Source organism: Bacillus cereus group sp. N11, from assembly GCF_016483605.1.
GTDB classification, from domain to species: domain Bacteria; phylum Bacillota; class Bacilli; order Bacillales; family Bacillaceae_G; genus Bacillus_A; species Bacillus_A toyonensis.
In genome coordinates this window covers 73,685-94,998 of record NZ_JAEHBN010000006.1, presented here as the reverse complement: position 1 = coordinate 94,998, position 21,314 = coordinate 73,685, and the positions used below count along the sequence as shown (strand labels likewise).

Genomic DNA, 21,314 nt, shown 5'->3' with positions numbered 1-21,314 from the left:
GTAGGGACAAAAATTCCACTGCCTATTTTTGTCACACATGCCGCTTCAATAGAGCGTATAAATCTTCAAAACTATGCACTTCATATGTTGGCACAATCTCGCTATCATTTAATTTCTTTTCTGGATTAAACCAACAAGTATCAATTCCCGCTACATATCCACCTTTAATATCGGCGCTTAATGAATCCCCAATAATAAGCCCTTCTTCAGAAGCAAAGTTAGGAATCCGTTCAAAAACATAATCAAAATACTCTTTCATCGGCTTTTGAAAACCTGTATCTTCAGAAACAAAAATACCTTTAAACAATGAATGTAACCCTGCATTACGTAAACGTTTATCTTGCGTCTTAGAAACGCCGTTTGTCACTATATATAAATCATACTCATTTTGAATTTGATTTATAAATTCAAATGCACCTTGTATGAGTTGATTTCCTTCTTCTAAGTAGCTACGGTAATTATTTTCGAATAATATCCCATCTACTTCTTCCCCGTACTCTTTGAATAAAATGGAAAACCGTGTATTTACAACTTCATCGCGGTTGATTTCGCCTTTTTCAAAAACATCCCAAAGACCTTTATTAACTTTTTTATAACGCGCTTCAACCTCACTAGTTAGAGGAATCCCTTTCTCCTCAAAAAGCATACGTAATGCCACTTTCTCCGTCTTCTGGAAATCTAACAGTGTATCATCTACATCAAACAACAATGTTTTATATTTTTTCATAAACCTCTCACACTCTCTTTTCTACAAAAACAAATTTAAGTAAATCGTATCATTCTTTCTTGTAAAAATAATAGGAGATATCTCATACTAAATATGAGGTGAAAATATGGAAGTCAGCAAAAACAACGAAGAAATTTCTCATTACATGCAAACTTACAATCTCCACACTCTTTTTTCTTTTGATGTCTTACCGTATGCTGAGCTACATTCCTTTCAAAAGAAAGAAAAGATATGTACTGAAGGGGTTGATTTCCCTTATCTTTATTATTTAATTTCTGGGAAAGCAAAAATATATATGAGTCACAAAAACGGAAAGGTTTCATTAATTAACTTTATTCAAGCACCTTCGTTCATTGGAGAATTAGGATTAATTGGTGTAGAATCCTTTACTAAAGCAGTTGAGGTAATCGATGATTGTATTTGCTTAGCACTTCCTCTTAAAGATTGTCAGCATCTTTTATTGCAAGATGCTACCTTTTTACAGAAACTATGCAAATTCATTGGCGAAAAAACAATTGCCCGAACAGAAAGTTATGCAAAAAACAATAGTTATCCGTTCGAAAATCGATTAGCGGCGTTTATTCTATTAACAGAACAAAATAATTGCTATACCGAAAAACATACCGAAGCCTCAGAATACTTAAGCGTCAGTTATCGTCACCTTTTATACGTATTAAACCAGTTTTGCCAGCAAAATTATTTAAAAAAAGAAGGCCGAACATATTATATACAAGATCGAAGTCAATTAGAAAAACTTGCTGATGAGTTAAAAATATAAAGAAACAGCATTAACGTTTATGTTAATGCTGTTTCTTTGAGTGGCGATTATAATTTCAATTAAAATTTGCTTGCTACTTTAGCTGCTTCTTCAAGACCCGCAGTAATGATTTCTTCTGCTTTATCTGGGAATTGGTTATGTCCTTCAATAACCACTGTTTCCATGTTTGTTGCACCGAAGAAGCCCATCATACTTGCTACATATTTAACAGCCATTTCTACTTCAGCCGCTGGACCTTCAGAATATACGCCACCGCGTGCGTTTAATAATGCGATTTTTTTATCTCCAATAAGTCCAACTGGACCTTCTGGTGTATATTTAAACGTTTTACCAGCACGGTTTAAATAATCAATATACGTGTGCAATACTGCTGGAATCGTTAAGTTCCATAATGGGAAACCGAAAACAACTTTATCAGCTTCTAAAAATTGATTTAAGTACTTATCAGCAACTGCTACTGCCTTTGCTTCCTCTTCCGTTAAATCAAATCCTTTACCTGCTTTGAATGTACCATTAATCATGTCTACGCCTACATATGGTAATTCTTCTTTATATAAATCAAGTTCTACTACTGTATCATTTGGATGTGCTTCTTTATAGTTTGCTAAAAATGCCTCATATAATTTCACACTAACTGCTTGTTCCGCTGGACGATTGTTTGCTTTTACGAATAAAACTGTTGCCATTATTTCTTCCTCCTAATACTCACTCTTACGTTGTTATATGTTTTTAAAAAAGGTATCCCTTGTAATTGTTGTTTTGTTGCTTACAAACATATTTTATCTTTATATCAAGACAATTTCGTCCTCACATAGACGTATTTTTCCATAAAAAAAGTCCACCTCCTAAAGGCGAACTAGGTCTTACGACTTTCGTCTTATACAATCCCATTTTTCACTGCATATAATGCTGCCTGCGTGCGATCAGATAAGTTTAATTTACTCAAAATACTACTTACATGTGCTTTAACCGTTTTTTCTGTAATAACTAAAACAGAGGCAATTTCTTTATTGCTCATCCCTTTTGCTAATAGTTGTAACACTTCGTTTTCTCTTGCTGTCAATACATCTACATGAACGAAATGTTCCTCTGCCCTCTCTTCTTGAGGCAATGTTTGAGAGATAAGGGTGCTCGCAATATCGGGATGTAATTGAATATTACCTTTATATGCGCTTCTAATAGCTTCAACAAGTTGATCCGGTTCTACATCTTTTAAAATATAACCACTTGCTCCTGCTTTTAATGCCGGTAAAACATGTGCCTGATCAGAAAAGCTAGTTAATACGATTACTTTCACATCTGGATATTCATTTTTTATACAAGCTGTCGCCTCAACGCCATCCATTTCAGGCATATATAAATCCATTAGTACAACATCAGGATTTGTTTCTCCTACTTTCACTAATGCTTCTTTCCCATTATTTGCTTCTCCAACTAACTCTAAATCTTCCTGTGTACTCAAGAAAAATGCTAACCCTTTTAAAACGACTGTATGATCATCAACTAACAATACTTTTATTTTCACAAACTTCCCTCATTTTCACATCATAATGGTACATTTACTTTTACGCTCGTTCGTTTCTTGCTACTTACAACTTTAATTGTTCCACTAACTAATTCTACTCTTTCACGCATCGTAGTCATACCGAGTGATTTTTTCTCTTTTATATCTTTTTCTACAAAGCCATTTCCTTGATCAACTATTTCTAATGATACATTTTTCTCAGTCACTGTAAAATAAACCGTCGCTTCTTTTACACCTGCATACTTACTTACATTGTTTAACGCTTCTTGTCCAATGCGCCATAATGCCTCTTCTACCACACGAGGTAAGTCACGAACACCGGTAACTTGCTCCCTAATTTTCAATCCTAAGTTTTCACCGTACTGCTTTAGAGCAGGTAATAATCCTTTTTCTAATCCTGCCGGACGAAGCTGCCAAATTAATGTCCTCATTTCTTTTAATGCCCCTTGCGCTAGTTCACGCATGTCATGCAAAGATCGATCCACTTTTTCGTTTTGACCTTTTAAGACTGCCTCAGCACCTTTTGTCATAAAGGTTAATGAAAATAATTTCTGTGAAACAGAATCATGTAAATCTCTTGCTAATCGATTTCTTTCTTCCATTCGTACAAGTTCACGACGCTGCTCGTTTAATCTTAAATTCTCTATTATTAACGAAATATGATTCGATAGCGCTTGGATTACATCTATTGTATTCACATCAAATTCTCCATTATTTAAACTTACACATAAAACACCAAATACATGGCTTTGAATATGTATTGGCGTAGCAATAACAGCTCCATTTAGATGTACATTATGACCAATTTGACGTTTTAAAAGAACCGATTCACCTTTTACTAGCGCCTTCTTTGCCGCTTCTTTTACATCTTCTTGTAACTCTTCCTGACTAAAAGACGCTCGCAAAGATAATTCTTTTTCTTCTCTAATAAAAAACGCCACTTGATTCCATTGAAATACTTCACCTACGTGATTTACAACTTTTTCAGGTAATACATTAAACCTATGAATTGTTTTTAAATCTTGAATAAAACGTTCCAATTTCACATAATAATGTGCTCTTCGTTTTTCATTTTCATATAATTTCGTTCGTTTTAAAGCCGTCCCAATTTGGAAAGCAACGGATTGGAGCAATACTAATTCTTCTTCTGAAAAATGTGTTTTACCTGGACTCGCTACATTTAATAAGCCAAACTTTTCTCCTCCTGCTTTTAAAGGAACTGTAGCATGATGAAGAATTCCTTCTGTATCTCCCCAATTGTATTCAATTGCATTATTAATTCTTTTACATTCAATAATGTTAACAGCTCGTTCTAATTTCCCATCTACAAATCCACGTAAACACCAACATTCACCTTCACACATCGGGCGTTTGTTTTCATATGTCAGTGCCTCTGGTAACTGGTAATCGATCAACTTCGTATACTTCCCATTTTCATCCGCAAGAAAAATCCATCCTGTCGTCAAACCTGTTACACTTAGCAATTTTTCTAGCACCGCTTGCAATACATGATATGTATCATTTGATGTATTTAGTGTTTCTGCAATTTCTTTTAATATAACTAATTCATTTGTACGATTATCTCGAAACATGCTCAATCTCCTACATACAAGATTTTAAATCGCCTCTAAAGTAAATCATCTACTTTTCACTTTGTACTTATTCGTAACATTGATATAATGGTGAAAACATAGTTTTCATTATATCACTTGAGGGGGATTTCATAATGACATTAAATAAAGCACTTACTATCGCTGGTTCTGATACAAGTGGCGGTGCTGGTATACAAGCAGATTTAAAAACATTCCAAGAACTTGGCGTATACGGAATGACATCTCTTACGACGATCGTAACGATGGATCCACATAACGGTTGGGCACATAACGTATTCCCAATCCCAGCTTCTACATTAAAACCACAATTAGAAACAACAATTGAAGGTGTTGGCGTAGATGCTTTAAAAACGGGTATGCTTGGATCAGTAGAAATTATTGAAATGGTTGCAGAAACAATTGAAAAGCATAATTTCAAAAACGTAGTAGTTGATCCTGTTATGGTATGTAAAGGCGCAGATGAAGCATTACATCCTGAAACGAATGATTGCTTACGTGACGTTTTAGTTCCAAAAGCATTAGTTGTAACACCAAACTTATTTGAGGCTTACCAATTAAGCGGCGTGAAAATTAATTCTCTTGAGGACATGAAAGAAGCAGCGAAGAAAATCCACGCTTTAGGTGCTAAATACGTCCTAATTAAAGGCGGTAGCAAACTAGGTACAGAAACTGCAATCGACGTCCTATATGACGGAGAAACATTCGATCTTCTAGAATCAGAAAAAATTGATACTACAAACACACACGGTGCTGGTTGTACATATTCTGCTGCAATTACAGCAGAACTTGCAAAAGGAAAATCTGTGAAAGAAGCAGTAAAAACTGCTAAAGAATTTATCACAGCTGCTATTCGTTACTCATTCAAGATTAACGAATACGTAGGACCAACTCATCATGGTGCATATCGTAAATTCGTTGCACCGAAAGAGCTTGTCTAGCGTATAAATAAAAACACCCGCAGAGCTAATACGTTGCCTCTGTGGGTGTTTTTTTAAATAAATTTTACATCTTCTGGTCATCTTACCTTTAAGATGCAGAATTGACCTGATTTCTACCATTTCTTTTTGAATAATATAACGCGTCATCAGCCGCTTGAATAAGCTGTTCCTGTGATCCTTTATACTCTGAAATCCCTACCGACACTGTGATTTTTATTTTCGTTCCATCTAACAATTGAAATGAATGTTTTTCAACAGCTATACGGATTTGTTCCCCAAGACGAATACCATAAGTTAGTCCCCTCTGCGGTATCAAAAGTGCAAATTCCTCTCCACCCTTTCGAAAAACCAAATCCGGAAATGTTGAAATTCCTCTTAAAATACACCCTATTTGTTTTAACACTTCGTCTCCTGCAGGATGCCCATACGTATCATTTACATACTTAAAGTGATCAATATCTATAAGTAATAAACAAAGTGAACCACTTTTCATATGCTTATTACCGATGTAACGATTCATCTCTAAATCAAAATGTCTTACGTTTCCAAGTCCTGTTAAAGCATCTATCGTTGCATACTGTTTCATCGTTTGGAATAATTGATTAGATTGCAATACATATTTTGCACTAAAAAACGTGATATAGCCTGTAAGAATACTAGAAAATAAATATAACCCCACAATGTAGGTATCTTTAATTAACCATATATATAGCGCCGGGATTAGAATAGATAAAATATACGTATGTAACCATACCCACTTTTCTCCTAAAGAAAGCTTCATGCGTGAAATAAAGATACTACCTATCCCTATCGCAATAATTGTATAAATAGCCACTTGAGAAGCTAAAGAATAATCCATAAATAATAGCCTAGTTACTAAAATCATACCAACTGTTATAGTACTCGCTATTGGCCCTCCAATTATAACAGCTAGAATGACAGCTAAGTAGCGTAAATCCAATAGAATAGTACCAATACGAACACCGAAATACATTAGTAATATACCTAATATTCCAGTAAAAATACCTACTACGCATTTCTGCCAAAAAGAGAATCCTTCTTTTAACGGACTATCTCTTAAAAGCTGACCTCCAATAAAGATAAAGGAAAGAATGATTGTTGTGTTTACAAATAAATCCCTTAACATAAAATAATCTCCCTACTTTTTCGTCTATCCCTTTCCTTACTTTATTGTATACGAACTCCCTATAATTCCCAAAGCTTTTTATTTATTTTTGCTGTTCCACGTGAAACAGCAAAAAAATAAAAAAGGACGAAGATTCGTCCCTTTTTTATTAACAACAACGTGATATCTTGCCGCCTTTCGCATTAAATCTAGCTTCTTGCGCCTCAGCGAAAAATTGCTTCTGACATACAATCTCTTCTTCTGGATGATACTTTTTCATATGCTCCACATATGCTTCATAACTTGGTACCCCTACAAGTAAACTAATAAAGTGTTTCCTTTTGCCCCATACTTGCCGTAGTTTTTTAAGCATAATTCCTCGACTCACTTTCATCCCTAGGAATATATGGTGCCTCTTTTAACGGCATCGGCTTATTTCTTAATACTTGAATCCAAATTCGAATTGCAGAAATTAATACGGCGATTACAACTATCATAAAAATCCCACAAAGTGCGGCATCGATATAATCATTAAAAATAATTTGTTTCATTTGAGCGACATTTTTAGCTGGAGCTAACACTTTCCCCTCATCTAATGCTCCCTGAAACACCTTTGCATGAGATAGAAATCCTATTTTTGGATTTTCATGAAATAGCTTTTGATAACCAGCTGTCATTGTTACAATTAACAATCCGACAGTCGGGATAAGTGTCACCCAAACATATACCTTTTTCCCCATTTTGAATAAAATTGTCGTCCCAAGTAATAATGCAATACCTGCTAACATTTGGTTTGCAATACCGAACAACGGCCATAATGTATTAATTCCACCAAGTGGATCTATTACTCCTTGGTATAAGAAATATCCCCAGCCTAATACACATAACGTTGTAGCTATTACATTCGCTAATGTAGAATCTGTTTTCGCAAACGGCTTATATACATGTCCTAAAATATCTTGAATCATAAAGCGACCGACACGCGTTCCTGCATCAATCGTTGTTAAAATAAATAGTGCTTCAAAAAGAATGGCAAAATGATACCAAAATGCCATCATTGCGGTCCCACCTATTACTTGTGAGAAAATATATGCCATACCTATCGCTAACGTTGGTGCGCCACCTGTACGTGATAAAATCGTTTGTTCTCCAACGTTTACAGCAAGATCTTTTAATTCATTTGGTGTAATAGCAAATCCCCATGAAGAAATAACTTGGGCCGCCTGAGATACATCCGTACCGATAAGTGCTGCCGGACTGTTAATTGCAAAATAAGTTCCTGGTGTTAATACACAAGCCGCAATCATAGCCATCGCTGCTACAAACGACTCCATCAACATTGCTCCATAACCGATTGGCTGTGCATGCCCCTCTTGCTCAATCATTTTTGGCGTCGTACCAGATGAAACAAGCGCATGGAATCCAGACACCGCCCCACAGGCAATCGTAATAAATAAGAACGGGAATAAGTTACCTGAGAAAACAGGGCCTGTTCCATCGATAAATTTTGAAACTGCTGGCATTTGTAAATCTGGTGCTACAATTAAAATACCGATTGCCAATCCAACAATTGTCCCTACTTTTAAAAATGTACTTAAATAATCACGCGGTGCCAAAAGCATCCAAACTGGTAATGCCGATGCAATAAATCCATATACGATAAGCATAATAGCAATTGTTTCACCACTAAACGTAAACATACTTGCAAGCGTTGGGTTTTCAGCTACATACTGACCTCCAATAAGAGATAGAATAAGTAGAATAATACCAATTACCGATCCTTCACCAACCCGGCCAGGTCTAATGTAGCGCATGTATACTCCCATTAAAATAGCGATAGGAATCGTTGCCGCTATCGTAAACATTCCCCAAGGGCTTCCGATAAGTGCCTTTACTACAACTAATGCTAATACTGCTAATAAAATAATCATAATGCCTAAAATACCTATCATGGCAATGAGCCCAGTCACAGGGCCTATCTCATCTTTAATCATTTCACCTAACGATTTACCATTACGTCTCATCGAAGCAAATAAAATTACAAAATCTTGTACAGCTCCAGCGACTACTACCCCGACAATAATCCAAATTGTCCCTGGTAAATATCCCATCTGTGCTGCCAAAATAGGTCCTACTAAAGGCCCTGCCCCAGCAATTGCTGCAAAGTGATGCCCGAATAATACCCACTTATTTGTCGGAACATAATCTTTTCCATCATTCAATGTATGGGCTGGCGTTTGCCGATTATTATCTAAATCAAAAACCTTTCTCGCTATAAATCTACTATAAAATCGATAAGCAACTGCATACACACATACTGCAGCTACTAAGAGCCACACAGCATTAATAGTTTCACCTTGTGATAAAGCTATTACACCAAAAGCACCTGCTCCTACTGCCGTAATAACCCCCCAAAGTAAAATCGACTTCAACGTCTTCACATACAATCCCCCCAATACTACTTCTTAGTGGAGATTGTACTAAATTTTCTGAATATTTAAGTTGAATCCTCCTTATCATGAAGGATTTTTAGTTTATCATGTTAAAATACTCTCATTACCTACTATAATTCAATTTTATTTCGAAGGCGCTTTACATAATTACGGCTGACTGGAATCGGTTGCTCATCATACCTGTCTAAATATAAATTATACGTGCCGTTATAGTATGGTTTCAGTTCTTGTACATATGACATATTAATTAAATAGCTTTTATGCACACGTAAAAAATCATATACATTTAGTTTATTTTCCAATTCCTGAAGTGTATATGTTGAAATATACTGATTATTTGTTGTATAAATTGAAACCGTCTTATTCTCCTTATTTTTACTCACATATACAATATCTTCTGGGAAAACATATCTAATTCCCTCTTGACCTTCTATCGGTAGTTTTCGCAAATAACTCTTTGCTCTCTCTCCTTGCTCTTTACCCATTCTATATAAAAGAAATTGTAAATCTTCTTCACGAAATGGTCGTAATAAATAATAAAATGCTTGAAAACGAAATGCTGTAATGGATTCTTCTATATCCTCACCCATAAAAATAAATTTCGTATAGCAATTTACTTCTCGTAATAAACTCGCATATTCAAAACCAGTACCATCTATTAATTGCGAACTTAAAAAAACAAAATCTGGTGTATGTTTTTTCATTATTAACAAAGATTCTGTTCCTGTATTCGCTTCAAAACATTCTATATTTCGAATATTCTCAGTAAAGTTCTCAACTAATTTCCTTCGCTCTTCTGCCTCTTCCATGATAAGTAAAATTTTCATTTATCCAACCACCTAATTCCTTTGTCCGTATGTCCTGTTGTATACATTCTCTTTAATAAGAAACAATCCCTTTTTCTTACTATACCATTATTTATCTAAAAAAACAGAAAAAAGGAAACCACCTCGGTTCCCCCTCTCCTTTTACACTAATTCTCGTTGCTTCGTTTCTTGCCCAAGTATAACTACAGCAAGTGCTCCAATTAAAATTGATCCACAGAAGATCGTAAATATTAGCGAAAGTGAAGCTTGTGCAGCAACTAAATAGCCTACTAATAACGGGCCAATAATACCACCAATACGGCCAAATGCGGCCGCCATTCCTGCACCTGTACCACGAATAGCTGTCGGATACTGTTCAGGTGTATAAGCGTATAATGCCCCCCAAGCACCTAAATTAAAGAAGGATAGTAACATGCCTGCCACGATTAAAACTGTTAATGAATCTGCAACTCCAAACAAGTAGGCACTGCACGCTGTACCGATTAAATACGTAACTAAAACAAACTTTCGCCCAAGACGTTCAATAAACCAAGCGGCTGTGAAATACCCTGGAAGTTGAGCTAATGTCATAATAAGTACGTACTGGAAACTTTTTATTAAACTAAATCCTTTTAATACCATTACACTAGGTAACCAAAGGAACATTCCATAATAGGAAAAGACAACACAAAACCATAAAATCCATAACATAATTGTAGCTTTACGATATTCTCCAGACCAAACTGACTTTATATTTTCGATAACAGACGGTCTTTTTTCGACCTTTTCAAATCTCGGAGAATCTGGTAAATTCCATCTTAAATATAAAGCATATAGTGCCGGAACCGCACTCAACACCATCGCAACTTCCCAACCATATTTCGGAATAACGAAATATGAGATAAGAGCTGCAATTAGCCAGCCACCTGCCCAAAAACTTTCTAATAGCACAACTATTTTACCTCGTTCATGTGCTTCAACACTCTCTGATACTAGTGTGGAGGCAACCGGAAGCTCACCGCCAAGCCCCATACCAATTAAAAATCTTAAAACGAGGAACATCGCGAGTGTCGTCGTTAAAGCAGTTAAACCACTACCGATAGAAAATAGTAATAATGTAATAATAAAGACTGATTTTCGGCCTATTTTATCCGATAGTATCCCAAAAAGGAGCGCTCCTACTGCCATACCAATTGAATTAATACTACCTATCCATCCCATTTCTTGCGTACTTAATCCCCAATCTTTTTGGAGTGCCACCATTACAAATGAAAGCATTCCAACATCCATTGCATCAAATAGCCATCCAAGCCCCGCTATGCCAAGTAGCTTTCGCTTCGAAATTTCTTTTACCTTGCCCACAAGAAGTCCTCCTCACACAGGTGTCTTTACACATCATTTTACATGTGTGAATTACATAAGTAAAATACTTTCGTGTAAAAAATTCTCCTTCATCATTCCCAAAATTTAAAATATTTATCAAAAATCAACAAAAAAAAGTAGCGAGATTTCGCTACTTTTTTGAACGCATTACTTCTTTTAAAAATTCCGCTAATACTAACTGACGACGCCAGCGTGTTGGATTACTACATAACCTGTAAAACCACTCTAAATGAATCGCTTGAATCCACTTTGGTGCGCGTTTTACCTCTCCCGCCCATACGTCTAAACTTCCACCTACTCCAACAGCCATTTTCGTTTCTAAACGATGCTTATTGTTTTGGATAAAGTTCTCTTGTCTTGGGAAACCAAGTGCAACAAGTAGTAGATCTGGTTTTGCTTCTTGAATACGAGAAACGATATTCTCTTCTTCTTCTTGCTTAAAATACCCATCTTGCGTACCAACAATAGATACAGCTGAATATGTCTTCTTTAAATGATCCGCTGCAGCTTGTACAACATGTGGTTTTGCTCCTAATAAGAAAACGGATACTGGTTTATTCTCTTCTGATAACTTCGCAAACAAATTACACATTAAATCAAAACCTGCTACACGCTCTTTTACAGGTGTACCAAGCATACCACTTGCTTTTACAACCCCAATACCATCAGGTGTAATTAAATCTGTATTTAATAATGTTTTATGGAACTTTTCATCCTTTTTTGCACACATAACAATTTCAGGATTCGCTGTTACTACCTGAAAGGTATCATTTTGCTCCGATTCTAGTTGTTCCTTTAAATATTGGACTGTTTCATCCATTGTCATTGTAGAGAAAGGAACGCCTAGAATATCAACTGTTTGTACTGCCATAATTAAATATCCTCTCTATTTCAATAAAAGTTTTTTATATGCACTACGAGTATCTTCATACAAATTCTTTAGCGAGAAATGAGTAGATGCGTAATCATATAAACGATTTCCCATCTCTTCTAATTCCCCATTCAACCACTTTTCATAAGCATTTTCTAATGATTTTGCTAACGAATCTGCATCACCAATCGGTACAATCCATCCATATGTATCATCAACTATTAGCTTTCTCATATCCCCCACATTTGTTGCAATAGATGTTAAGCGTTGATTAGCTGCTTCTAATAAAACAAGAGGGAAACTTTCACTATAAGAAGTTAACAAATTAATGTGTGCAGATGCATATAATTCTTTTGAATCTGTACGAAAACCTAGAAAAATCACCTTATCCTCTAAGTTTTTTTGTTTCACCATCGCTTTTAATTCTGCTTCTATAGGTCCATCACCAAGCAAAAGTATCTTTATATTTTGGATTTTAATTTTTTGTAACGCTTCAAATAAAATACTATGTCCTTTAACAGGATGAAGACGAGCTACTTGGATCGCTGTAAATACTCCTTCATCGATACCAAATTCACTCTTATCATAAGCCTTTGCTGGAATATTATCATACTCAATTCCATTATAAATTGTACAAATTTTCTCTTCTGATACCCCAAGCTTTATTATATTTTCCTTAAAGTTTTCCGTAATTGCAAAAAACAAATCTACCTTCTTGAAAGAACGTAAATTTAATTTCGTAAATACCCATCCTTTTAATCCCCCCTTCATAAAATCTAAGGTTGGATCACTATGAACGGTCATTATCCATTTCGCTTTTATACCTTTTTTCAAGAGGGAGAGGTAGAAATTCGCTCGTGCGCCATGTGTATGCACAATGTCAAATTGATTTTCATTAATAAATGATTTTATTTTTGAAAGAATTGATAGGTCGTACCGAGATGACTGAGTAAAAACATGTACTTGAATACCAAGGTTCCTCGCTTCTCTAGCAATCGCCCCTTCTTCAAATACCATTAATTCCACTTCTTTCTGTGGAAACTGAGATAAGAGTGAAATAATATGTGTTTTCCCCCCACCTTCTTCTGCACCAGCATTAATATGCAACACTTTCATTTCTTACATCCTCCATTTTTATTTTTATTTACTATAACAAAAATAAAAGCTAACATATGCTAGCTTTTATTTTTCTATCATTCAATTTCCAAGTCAACTATTAAATATGCCATGAGTAATACTAAGTAAAAACTTACTCCAGGTGCCATTAAAATATGCCCCGCGATAAATGAGATACCTAATCCTAACAGGATTGCTGCAATTACCATTGCGTACCTTACTGTAAATATTTGTTTAAACTTAGTAAATACACATGCGATGAATTTAATACCAAAGTATACGAACGGAACTACCAGTAAAATAAATCCTATAATTCCGAATGAATAGAACCAATCATGAAAATCACGTTCAATTAATTTCGGATCTGCTTTATAGTTACCAGCATAACCCATACCTAATAATTTTTGAGACATTGGGGCTTCCTTATAAAAATCTTTATACATTTGCTCGAATATTTGACGTCCACTAAAAATAATAGCTTGAGTTTCTTCCTTTTTCTCAGCTACTTTTTCTTTCTCTTTTTCTTTCTCTCTTTCTTTTTCTTGTTCCTTTTCTTTCTCTGTCACTGGAGGTTTATGCTCTTTCGCTTCCTCTTTCTTTCTCTCTTCATTTTTCGCACTCTGTTGCTGTTCAATAAATTGGAAATGGAATCCCATGTTTTTCATGAATGGCGAAAAAGGTGTATATGCCATTATGCCTACAAAAACAGTCATTGCAATAAAACCATTTAATAAATAGACATTTTTCTTTCCATCTTTACGCTGTGTATATGCCTGGATAAAGCACATAACAACTGCAATAGCCATTGCCACAAAGATGGCTCCTACACCAACCTTCGTTCCAATTGCAAATAGTGAATAGACAACTAAAACTGAAGGAATCCAATAATATACTTTACCTATACTTTTTGTTTTTTCAATTGAATATAAAATAACAATTGGGCACATGATGGCTAAAATAGATCCTAGCTCGTTACCTGCATAAAACCAACCACGAGACCCCAATTTCAACCACGTATAACTATTGTAATCTGTTCCCGTTGCAATCGAAACTACCATTACTATTCCTATGATTAACGATGCATACGTAATATATTCAAGCATTTTTGAATGTCTTTTTTCTTTTAAAGATTTAAAAACAAACACATAACAAGTAAGCATAACAAACGGATATAAAGCTTTTGCTATAAACTTAACTTCTTCTGTAAACACCATAGGGTTCTTTGTAAATTTATTATTTATTAACCCAATAGTGAAAATAATTCCAACTAGAATTATATACGATATATATTTTATACTCTCTCTCTTCTTTGTTTGAATTAAAATATATATTCCACCTAGAAGCATAACGAATAAACGTGTAATAACTCCAATAGTCGTATCAATTTTTAAAACCATTATACAGAATGCTGTAAGCAAATCTAAAATGGGTTGCAACAAAATAAAGATTAATAGAAAATTTTCAAATTTATTACTTGTACTATTTTCCCTTAACATCTAGAACCTCCATAACTTATACCTAAATTCACTCTATACAATTATTATTATTTTTCTCATCTCAAATATGTATTATAACATATATTTTTTAATTAAACGTCTCACATTTCTATCCAACCTTACCTCATAAAAAAAGTAAATTTGCATTTTCAAACGCTTTCCTTCCTTATTTTTTCTTTTTTTCTACATGTAACGAAAATGCATTGTTATTTACATAACTTTAGTGTATATTTTTTCTCTGGAACATCTTTAGGAGGAAGGGATTACAGCCATGTTATTAATCGACATATTTACGTTTCTTGGCATTATCGCCGCTGCTATTTCTGGTACATTAGTTGGTTTAAAAAAAGATTTAGATTTATTCGGTGTCCTTTGTTTAGCTGTAGCTACTGCGCTCGGCGGCGGTATTATTCGTGATATTATGATCGGTAACCTGCCTCCTGTCGCATTTGTAAAACCTATTTACTTTTTCGTAAGCGTATTATCAGCACTATTTACTTGTATGTTTTTTGAGCGTATCAATAAACTTCAAGTCGTTATTATGCTTTCTGATGCTGTTGGCTTAGGTGTTTTTACAGCCATTGGTGCAAATGCGGCAATGTCACATCATGTTGATGCCTCATTTTTAGTTGTTTCAATGGGAGTCATTACGGGGATTGGAGGCGGTATTTTGCGTGATATATGCGCCCAAGATATCCCTTACGTATTCCGAAAAGAAATTTACGCAATCGCTTCTATATTAGGAGCAATTAGCTTCTTAATCACACATGCAATGGGGGCGCACGTATTAGCTTTCTATGTTTGTTTATTAGTAACATTCATTATTCGTGTCGTCACTGTAATATATAATGTACATTTCCCTGTTTTCTTTAAAACACATGCTAAAATTAATAAAGGTCATTAAGAGAATTCTACATAGAATTCTCTTAATTTATATACTATTCTATACACAAATATAGAGTAATTGAATATAAAAATATATAATTATATTAGAAACAAAAATGAAAACGCTTCACAAACAGGGGGAAGAACGATGCTTGGGGTTTTTAAAAAACATAATCATAAAACAAACACCAGTATAATCGAATTAAGTAAGGCACAACAAATAACCTTTAACGTACCTGCTAATTCCGAATTAAGGATTCAAATGGATATGCTACATATTTCAAAGGAAGATTTACAAATTGTAAAAGTACTACAGCCCTTAATTTATGAGGAAATAGATTGGATTACAGAAAAATTCTATGCCAATATTACAAAACAACCTAATTTAATTACTATTATTGAACGTTACAGCTCTATTCCAAAACTAAAACAAACTTTAAAAACACATATTAAAGAATTATTCAGTGGAGATATGCACGAAGATTTTATTGAACAACGTGTCAGAATTGCCAAAAGACATGTTCAAATTGGCTTACATAGAAAATGGTATACGGCTGCCTATCAAGAATTATTCCGTTCCATCATAAAGATTTTACAAACAAAGATTACAATAATCGATGATTTTTCATATTCTATAAATGTAATAAACAAATTATTCACACTTGAACAAGAGCTTGTTCTTGCAGCTTATGAATCTGAGTATGAACAAATTCAAAAAGAACATGAAAAAGAAAAAGAAATAACGGCTATGACAATTACACATATTGCAAATGAACTAGCAGCTGTATCTGAAAAAACAAGCTCTTCTATTCAAAAATTAACTGCTAAATCCGAAACTATTGTAGAGATTGCCAAAACCGGTACATCATTAGCAACAACATCAGAAGAAAAAGCTAATAAAGGTAAAGAACAATTAAATCAGCAAAACAAACGAATGGGATATATTCAAACAAATATGGAAACTATCATTACAGATACTCATGAACTTCTCAATATTTCTAACAAAATTAACGAAATCATAGATATCGTTAAATCAATTGCAGAGCAAACAAATTTACTAGCACTAAACGCTGCTATTGAATCTGCACGTGCTGGAGAGTTTGGCAAAGGTTTTTCTGTTGTAGCTGGAGAAATCCGAAAATTATCAGAGCAAACGAAAGAATCGATCTCCAACGTTACAAAACTCGTTGAAAAAACAAATGAACAGATTATTCATGTTTCTTCTTCTGTAAAACAAATTAGTTCTCTCGTATCTGAAGGAACTGATAGTATGTACGCGACAGATCAATACTTCCATGAAATCGTAAAAGATATGTCTAATTCGAAAGAACAGAATAAAAAAATTGAAAATGAATTAGAAGCTATTTCGCAAGTAATGAAGGGCATTCAAGACGATTCTTCAAAAATGGCTCTAACAGCTGATAGTCTACAACTAGAACTAAACCGATAAGGCCAAGCTTATATTAATAACGATTTTTCATCATCTAACAATAAAAAAAGAATCCATTTTGGATTCTTTTTATTTTCTAAAAAATATTTTTTGACAATATACATAACTCATATAGACACCAAAGCTTTGTAAAATAAACAATGCTGGCATAATAATATTATAGTATGCCATATCTACTTGAAAGATTTTTAGCAATACATATCCGCTAATCAACAATAAGAACAACATGTATCCTTCATTCTTTTGTTTCTTAATAAGGAAATGTAATAAAGCTATAGCCATGAATAATGTTATTGCTATATATATCAGCTTTTCACATTTGAATAGGATAGAATTTATCCCCTCATCTGAAAACTGATTCATTACTGGTTTTAGCAGTTTAAATCTTTCACTCTCAATCTCTTTTAACTTTTGATCAATATGTTCTATTACAGTTTGATTTCCCGGTATTTTTTCCTCTTTTTGATTTTTACCGATTAAAACCGATTGAACATACGTCTCATTCGAAATCGTATATTGTGACATTCCCATCGTCTTAATTCCGTAACTCACGCCAAAATGAACACTATAAAATAGAATAAGCATCCCTATCATCTTTAATAGTATTTTTTGTTTCGTTGCGGATTGAAACAATTCAATTAACAACACATATACCGCAATAAAAATAGGAAGAAATAACCCCATTGGGAACAGCATATTGCTAAATGCAAATAATGTCGCTGAAAGCACCCACATATAAGGATGATCTAATCCTTTATATAAAAGTATGTAACAAGCAAAATAAAATAAGCATATTGCGAGCGACTCAGGCGCTAATAAGGAACTCATAAATATATTTGGAATATATAAAGCGTAAAATACGGACGCAATGCGACCACATTCTTCCCCAAAAACCATAGCGGCAATACGATAAATTAAAAATGCAGTTCCTGTACAGAACAAAATATTAAATAACTGTAAAACAAATACCGTATCACCAAATATACGAATAACTATCGATTCATAAATGATAAAGGGTAACTGTGTTACATTCTCTATATTATTGCCAATTGCAATCTGCTTTGCAGACTCATACATCGCTTTCATATCACCGATGATCGGAACATCTACAAATAAAACCATACTAACTCTCACAACTATAGATACGCTCATAAGAAAAATAAAAAATTGTTTATCTGTAAAACGATATTGTAAAATTGATGCCACTAACAATATGAGGATGACGAAAATTGCCAATACGATTGTTACACTCGTTGTACTTCCTCCAAAAAATTGCTTACTTGTTTCAAACGCTGACCAACAACTATAAACAAAAAATGCGAGCATCGCACCAATCATTATTTTACTGAAAAAAGACGAAAAATTTGTTTGTATATGATTCATATGTCCATTGCACCTCTATCTCCATTCATAACAAAACGATTCTATCATGAATAGGTACACGGCTGATAGGGAATTTCTATGACAAATATATAGTCATTACTTTTTCACTTGCAATGTAAGCGAATCCTCTTTTACACTACACTTTAGACAAAATAAATTTTCTTTCAGTTACATGAATATACTTTCAAAAGTATTATTACTCCTCTACTCATACATTTTACTTGTTTAAATACCCGGTAAAATCAAATAGGAACTAACCTTCCTTTTATGTCATAAAGAACATGTCACTCTGATTGAAAATGTACACTAGGGGCTGAATATATGGAAAAGAAATTTATGAGAGAATCAAAAGCAATTAAAACAACACGTGTTTTTCCAAATGATTTAAACAACCATCAAACATTATTTGGTGGCAAATTATTGGCTGAAATTGATAGTATTGCTTCTATTGCAGCAGCAAGGCATAGTCGCAAGCATTGTGTGACAGCATCCATTGATTCTGTTGATTTTTTAACACCTATTCATCAAGCTGACTCTGTTTGTTATGAGGCATTTGTTTGCTATACTGGGAAATCATCTATGGAAGTCTTCGTAAAAATAATTGCAGAAAATTTATTAGAGGGAGAACGCCGTATCGCTGCTACTTGCTTTATTACATTCGTAGCATTACAAGATGGAAAACCTTCTTCTGTACCTCAAGTATTACCAGAAACTGAGGAAGAACATTGGTTGCATAAAACTGGTTCCGAACGTGCTGAGACCCGAAAAAAAGGACGTTTAAAAAGCAAAGAAATGGCTGAGGTATTAACTTTAAATAAGCCTTGGAGTGTATAAAATTTCAATATCGAAAATACCTTCTGAGCGGATAACTAAATTGTATTCGCTCATTTCTTTATAAACAGTTCAAGTCTCTCATACAATCTCTACGTCTTTTCACAAATACTATGTAATATTTTTATACATATCTTGGCTAGGCTATTTCAATATTAACTTTTTCTAGTGTATAAAGTTCTATTTATAACTCGCTTCTAATCGAGGAATAGTTGCTTTACAAAGTTTATGTAAGGTACACTTATACGGGCGGTCAGCAAACTAATTTAAAAATTTGCAAGTTGTGTAGAAAACGCCTTGTTTTTTACTATATCAAAATACAATAAAAAACGATCATTATTCTTTACCAGCGAAAAACAATTTCATTTTAGTTGAAGTAATTATCCCTACTTAAAAACTTTAATATAAAACGCATTTTAATTAAATTGTATTACTTTAATGGAAAGGTGAAACTATGCAAAAGTCTATTGTTTCAAATATTTTTTATAAAATACTACTCAATACGTTTAACATTATACTTCCCATCTTAGTTGGTCCATACGCATACCGCATGCTAGGAGCCAATTCAATGGGAACTGTTAACTTTGCTGAAACTATTTTTAATTACTTTTTCATATTCGCGGTTTTTGGTGTATATCAATATGGCTTACGTGAAGTTAGCTTAATTAAAAATGATAAAAAGAAAGTTTCTCAATTATTCACAAGTCTCTATGTAATTAATGTTACAACTAGCCTTTTAGCTTTATGTGCTTTTTTAGCCTTTAGTTATATTGGATATGGAAATGAAAGCTTATTTCCTGTTCTTCTTATTTTTGGCTTCAATTTTATTTCCAATCTATTTTATGTGGAATGGTTCAATGAAGCGTATGAAAATTATGACTTCATCACTAAAAAAACAGTTATTGTTCGACTAATTTATGTTGTACTGCTTTTCTGCCTAGTTCATGGAGTGGATGATTATAAAACATTCGCAGGTTTATTAGCACTATCAACATTTTTAAATCATTCTATTAGCTTTGTATATGTGAAACGCCAAGTTAAGTTTGATTTTTCTAACTTAACCATTATCCCGCATTTAAAACCATTGCTATTAGTCGTCATTTTTTCAAATGCTAATATTTTATATACACAATTAGATCGTCTTGTGTTAGGTGAATACGCCGGAAAAGCAGAGGTCGCTTACTACGTTATGGCTTTTCAAATTATGACCATTATTAATACACTTATGTTAAGCGTTGTACAAGTAACGATTCCACGGCTTTCTTACTTATCAGGAAATGCATCTGAAAGTGAGTATGAATCTTTGTTAAACAAAATTTCAAAAGTGTATTTTATTACCCTATTTCCCGCCGCAATTGGTTTAATGCTCATTGCTCACGGAGCTGTTGTCATTTATGGTGGATCAGAATTTGCTGGGGCTGGTAATACATTAATTGTGTTCGCTTTCTATATGATTACAGTTGGTATTGAATCGATTTTATCGAATCAAATTATTTATGTTAAAAAGAAGGAAGGTATTTTAGTACGCTTCTTATTCATTTGCGGGTTTATTAACCTAGCATCTAATATTGCACTAATATTCTTCCATGTGCTTACACCAGCGACAGCAATTTTCACAACTACAATTGCTAACAGTTTATTAATTGTACTTGAATATATTTATGTTAAAAAGAAATTAAAAGTGAATTATACATTATTTGATATGCAAAAACTTAAATATCTATTTTATTCACTAACATTTGTACCAATAGCATTCGTTATTCGTATGTTCGTATCTGGACAAATACTACAAGTTCTCCTAGTCATGGTAGCATGCGGATTAACATATGCTCTTATCCTTTTCTTAACAAAGGATGAAATTCTCTTTACTCTAATAGAAAAAATACAAGCACGATTTAAAAAAGCTTAAACGTAATTCTTAAAGGAGCTGTTA

At 33.9% G+C, this 21,314-nt stretch carries 19 protein-coding genes and 1 pseudogene; 7 read left to right on the top strand and 13 right to left on the bottom strand.

Annotated features, from left to right (window positions below; genetic code table 11):
- Positions 1 to 31: 31 nt before the first annotated feature.
- Positions 32 to 727: a YjjG family noncanonical pyrimidine nucleotidase gene (locus JDS98_RS11810; protein WP_000760209.1), complete on the bottom strand. Its 696-nt coding sequence runs from the start codon at positions 725 to 727 to the stop codon at positions 32 to 34.
- 106 nt (positions 728 to 833) lie between these two features.
- On the opposite strand from JDS98_RS11810, the gene JDS98_RS11805 reads away from it, so the two are divergent.
- The gene (locus JDS98_RS11805; protein WP_097958170.1) at positions 834 to 1,505 is read left to right on the top strand and encodes a transcriptional regulator YeiL; all 672 of its coding nucleotides are present in this window, start codon (positions 834 to 836) and stop codon (positions 1,503 to 1,505) included.
- Between the two features lie 59 nt (positions 1,506 to 1,564).
- On the opposite strand, the gene JDS98_RS11800 is transcribed toward JDS98_RS11805, so the two are convergent.
- The 3 genes from JDS98_RS11800 to JDS98_RS11790 all read right to left on the bottom strand — a co-directional run bounded on the left by JDS98_RS11800 (position 1,565) and on the right by JDS98_RS11790 (position 4,622).
- The gene (locus JDS98_RS11800; protein ID WP_000246726.1) at positions 1,565 to 2,191 is read right to left on the bottom strand and encodes an FMN-dependent NADH-azoreductase; all 627 of its coding nucleotides are present in this window, start codon (positions 2,189 to 2,191) and stop codon (positions 1,565 to 1,567) included.
- Positions 2,192 to 2,382: 191 nt separating this feature from the next.
- Positions 2,383 to 3,030 carry a response regulator gene (locus JDS98_RS11795; protein ID WP_000695810.1) on the bottom strand — a complete coding sequence of 216 codons (648 nt, stop codon included), beginning with the start codon at positions 3,028 to 3,030 and terminating at the stop codon, positions 2,383 to 2,385.
- 20 nt (positions 3,031 to 3,050) lie between these two features.
- Positions 3,051 to 4,622, bottom strand: a complete 1,572-nt coding sequence (locus JDS98_RS11790; RefSeq protein WP_199633902.1) for a GAF domain-containing sensor histidine kinase — start codon at positions 4,620 to 4,622, stop codon at positions 3,051 to 3,053.
- Between the two features lie 134 nt (positions 4,623 to 4,756).
- On the opposite strand from JDS98_RS11790, the gene pdxK reads away from it, so the two are divergent.
- Positions 4,757 to 5,581, top strand: a complete 825-nt coding sequence (pdxK, locus tag JDS98_RS11785; protein ID WP_000174255.1) for a pyridoxine/pyridoxal/pyridoxamine kinase — start codon at positions 4,757 to 4,759, stop codon at positions 5,579 to 5,581.
- Between the two features lie 88 nt (positions 5,582 to 5,669).
- Here pdxK and JDS98_RS11780 read toward each other — a convergent pair whose 3' ends face one another.
- From JDS98_RS11780 to JDS98_RS11745, 8 genes are all read right to left on the bottom strand, one after another.
- Positions 5,670 to 6,728, bottom strand: a complete 1,059-nt coding sequence (locus JDS98_RS11780; protein ID WP_097958169.1) for a GGDEF domain-containing protein — start codon at positions 6,726 to 6,728, stop codon at positions 5,670 to 5,672.
- 148 nt (positions 6,729 to 6,876) lie between these two features.
- A complete protein-coding gene (locus tag JDS98_RS11775) occupies positions 6,877 to 7,080 on the bottom strand; it encodes a YbdD/YjiX family protein (protein ID WP_199633901.1) in 204 nt (67 codons plus the stop codon).
- Positions 7,073 to 9,148 (bottom strand): carbon starvation protein CstA, encoded by a 2,076-nt coding sequence (gene cstA / locus JDS98_RS11770; protein WP_000854304.1) that lies wholly within the window; start codon positions 9,146 to 9,148, stop codon positions 7,073 to 7,075. Before cstA ends, JDS98_RS11775 begins: the two co-directional genes overlap by 8 nt.
- 122 nt (positions 9,149 to 9,270) lie before the next feature.
- A complete protein-coding gene (locus JDS98_RS11765) occupies positions 9,271 to 9,987 on the bottom strand; it encodes a LytR/AlgR family response regulator transcription factor (RefSeq protein WP_000698261.1) in 717 nt (238 codons plus the stop codon).
- A gap of 141 nt (positions 9,988 to 10,128) precedes the next feature.
- Positions 10,129 to 11,328 carry an MFS transporter gene (locus JDS98_RS11760; RefSeq protein ID WP_000521086.1) on the bottom strand — a complete coding sequence of 400 codons (1,200 nt, stop codon included), beginning with the start codon at positions 11,326 to 11,328 and terminating at the stop codon, positions 10,129 to 10,131.
- A gap of 151 nt (positions 11,329 to 11,479) precedes the next feature.
- The gene (locus JDS98_RS11755) at positions 11,480 to 12,220 is read right to left on the bottom strand and encodes a WecB/TagA/CpsF family glycosyltransferase (RefSeq protein WP_000290755.1); all 741 of its coding nucleotides are present in this window, start codon (positions 12,218 to 12,220) and stop codon (positions 11,480 to 11,482) included.
- Between the two features lie 15 nt (positions 12,221 to 12,235).
- A complete protein-coding gene (locus JDS98_RS11750; RefSeq protein WP_000865928.1) occupies positions 12,236 to 13,336 on the bottom strand; it encodes a glycosyltransferase family 4 protein in 1,101 nt (366 codons plus the stop codon).
- Between the two features lie 77 nt (positions 13,337 to 13,413).
- A complete protein-coding gene (locus JDS98_RS11745) occupies positions 13,414 to 14,832 on the bottom strand; it encodes an O-antigen ligase family protein (RefSeq protein ID WP_097958167.1) in 1,419 nt (472 codons plus the stop codon).
- A 271-nt stretch (positions 14,833 to 15,103) separates the two neighbouring features.
- Here JDS98_RS11745 and JDS98_RS11740 point away from each other — a divergent pair, with 271 nt between their 5' ends.
- From JDS98_RS11740 to JDS98_RS30735, 3 genes and pseudogenes are all read left to right on the top strand, one after another.
- Positions 15,104 to 15,736, top strand: a complete 633-nt coding sequence (locus JDS98_RS11740) for a trimeric intracellular cation channel family protein (RefSeq protein WP_000924369.1) — start codon at positions 15,104 to 15,106, stop codon at positions 15,734 to 15,736.
- Positions 15,737 to 15,865: 129 nt separating this feature from the next.
- A pseudogene (locus JDS98_RS30740) lies at positions 15,866 to 16,363 on the top strand (protoglobin family protein); the annotation flags it as partial.
- A gap of 102 nt (positions 16,364 to 16,465) precedes the next feature.
- Positions 16,466 to 17,167: a methyl-accepting chemotaxis protein gene (locus tag JDS98_RS30735; RefSeq protein WP_370115450.1), complete on the top strand. Its 702-nt coding sequence runs from the start codon at positions 16,466 to 16,468 to the stop codon at positions 17,165 to 17,167.
- A gap of 69 nt (positions 17,168 to 17,236) precedes the next feature.
- On the opposite strand, the gene JDS98_RS11730 is transcribed toward JDS98_RS30735, so the two are convergent.
- A complete protein-coding gene (locus JDS98_RS11730) occupies positions 17,237 to 18,550 on the bottom strand; it encodes an ArnT family glycosyltransferase (RefSeq protein ID WP_098710711.1) in 1,314 nt (437 codons plus the stop codon).
- 321 nt (positions 18,551 to 18,871) lie between these two features.
- On the opposite strand from JDS98_RS11730, the gene JDS98_RS11725 reads away from it, so the two are divergent.
- On the top strand, positions 18,872 to 19,384 hold the full coding sequence (locus tag JDS98_RS11725; RefSeq protein ID WP_000412115.1) for an acyl-CoA thioesterase: 513 nt from the start codon (positions 18,872 to 18,874) through the stop codon (positions 19,382 to 19,384).
- 451 nt (positions 19,385 to 19,835) lie between these two features.
- Positions 19,836 to 21,290, top strand: a complete 1,455-nt coding sequence (locus tag JDS98_RS11720; RefSeq protein WP_016107330.1) for an oligosaccharide flippase family protein — start codon at positions 19,836 to 19,838, stop codon at positions 21,288 to 21,290.
- Positions 21,291 to 21,314: the final 24 nt, after the last annotated feature.